1 protein-coding gene and 1 pseudogene (1 of these 2 cut by a window edge) are annotated in these 2122 nt (G+C 67.0%); both read right to left on the minus strand.

Annotated features, from left to right (window positions below; translation table 11 throughout):
• Positions 1-35 precede the first annotated feature (35 nt).
• Positions 36-1040, minus strand: a complete 1005-nt coding sequence (locus tag K728_RS0115240) for an asparaginase (protein WP_019483136.1) — start codon at positions 1038-1040, stop codon at positions 36-38.
• Positions 1041-1127: 87 nt separating this feature from the next.
• Positions 1128-2122 (minus strand): annotated as a pseudogene (locus K728_RS19650) (molybdopterin-dependent oxidoreductase); it runs 579 nt beyond the window's last position.

Below are 2122 nucleotides of genomic sequence, written 5' to 3' on the forward strand. Positions count from 1 at the left end.
GGCCGGGGCGGGGATCCGTCGTCGTCCCATGGGGCCTAGTCCAGGAGAGCCATGACCGGTGCGGCGAGCCGAAGCTTGCCGACCGCTGCGCTGCCGCCCATCACCGGAGGGACCACCTTGCCGAGGACTGCGCTCACTTTGTCGGCGTCGACGGCGCCGGTGGCAGCCAGGAGGGTCAGGCCCACCAGCGTGGTGGCGCGGATGTTGCCGTCGAGTATTTTGAGGGCAAGGGAGACTCCGGTATCGGTGCCCATGACGAGGACGCCTTCGGCGCCGTTCTTGGAGATGATGCCCAGATCCTCCATCACTACCGAGTTTTCGCGGCCCCGGCCGTGTACGGCCCAGGGGTAGTCGAGCATCGCGGTGGCAATGGTCGCGGCGCGGGCGTCAGCGTTCTTGTCCGAGGGTGCCTTGGAGAACTTGCCGATGCCGCGGGCGAGGCCCGTCAGCGAGACGGCGGCGAGGGGCGCCCCGCAGCCGTCGACACCCCAGTGGGAAATCTTCTCTTCGGTGTACTCCTCAATGACCGCGGCGATGCGCTCCTGCAACGGGTGGGAGGGGTCAAGATACGTGGAGTGGTCCCAGTTGTTCTCGGTGCAGGCCCACAGGAAAGCGGCGTGTTTGCCGGAGCAGTTGAACGCGATGCGCTGCTTGCCCTTCTCCGTGCGGATCAGCCAGTTGCGGGCTTCCTCGTCCTGGGGCCAGTCGGCGGGGCATTGGAGGTGCTCCTCCGAGACTCCTGCCGCGCTGAGCATGGTGCGCACCACATCCATGTGCTCATGCGATCCCACGTGGCTGGCCGCGGCCAGAGCGACCTGAGGCCCACGCAACGGCACTCCAGACTGCATCGCGGCGAGCGCCTGAAAGGGCTTCAGGGTGGAGCGGGGAAAGATGGGGGCGTGGATGTCGCCGAGTTCAGTGACCACAGTGCCATCGGCGGCGAGGATCACTGCAGATCCCAGGTGGCGCGATTCGATGAAGCCGTTGCGTTCCAGGACGGCAAGTTCGACGGCGTCGGCGGAGGAGAAAGTCTGAGGCATGAGACAAGTATCGCTTATCGGCTGTCGAGGTGGAGCTTGTACCCACCGGAGGAACGGACATCCGGTGGGTACAAGGTTTGGGGAGCGCTATTCGGCGGTGAACTGCACTGACTGCCAGCCGGAGGCGCCGTTGGGCACCGTGTCGGCGCGTTCCTCGGTCTGTACGCCGTCGGGGTCGTAGGCGCGGGCGCGGACGGAGTGGGAGCCCGCTTCGACGTTGATCTCATGGGACCACTGGCGCCAGGTGTCCACCGAGGCTTCGGCGGCGAGAGTGGCTTCCTCCCAGTCGCCGTCATCGACCTGGACCTCCACCTTGGTGATGCCGCGGTGCTGGGCCCAGGCGGAGCCGCCGATGGTCGACGTCCCGGCCGACACCTGGGCGAAGGAACGGGGCACCTCGACGCGGGCCATGGTCTTGATCGGCCCCTGCTCGGACCAACCGCGGTCGGTCCAGTAGGCGGTCTTGTCGGCGAATCGGGTGACCTCAAGGTCCACCACCCATTTGGTGGCTGACACGTAGCCGTACAGGCCGGGCACCACCATGCGGACGGGGAAGCCATGCTCCAGCGGCAGGGGCTCGCCGTTCATTGAAATGGCGAGCATCGCATCGCGGTCATCCTGCAGGATCGGCAGGGGAGTGGAGGCGCTGAAACCGTCGGTACTGGTGGAAAGGACCATGTCGGCGCCGGCCGTGGGCCTGGCGCGGGCCAGCAGGTCGCGGAGCGGGTAGCCGAGCCATTTGGCGTTGCCCGCCAGATTTCCGCCGACCGGGTTGGACACACAGGTGAGGGTGATGTGGCGTTCGATCAGGTCGGCATCGAGCAGGTCCCGGAACGTGATGGTGAATTCTTCCTCGACCATGCCGTGCACCCGCAGCTCCCAGGTCTCCAGGTCGATCTGCGGCACGCTCAGCGCGGTGTCGATGCGGTAGAAGTCCGGGTTCGGGGTGACCCAGGGGACGACGCCGTCGACGCCGGACTCCACACCGGCAGGGATAGCCGGCGCGGCGCTGGCCGGGGTGGGAAACGTGAGGGCCTCCCGGGCCATGTTGACGGTATTCCGGGCGCTGGAAATGGCACGGC

This window comes from Arthrobacter sp. CAL618, from assembly GCF_000468215.1.
GTDB lineage: Bacteria > Actinomycetota > Actinomycetes > Actinomycetales > Micrococcaceae > Arthrobacter_D.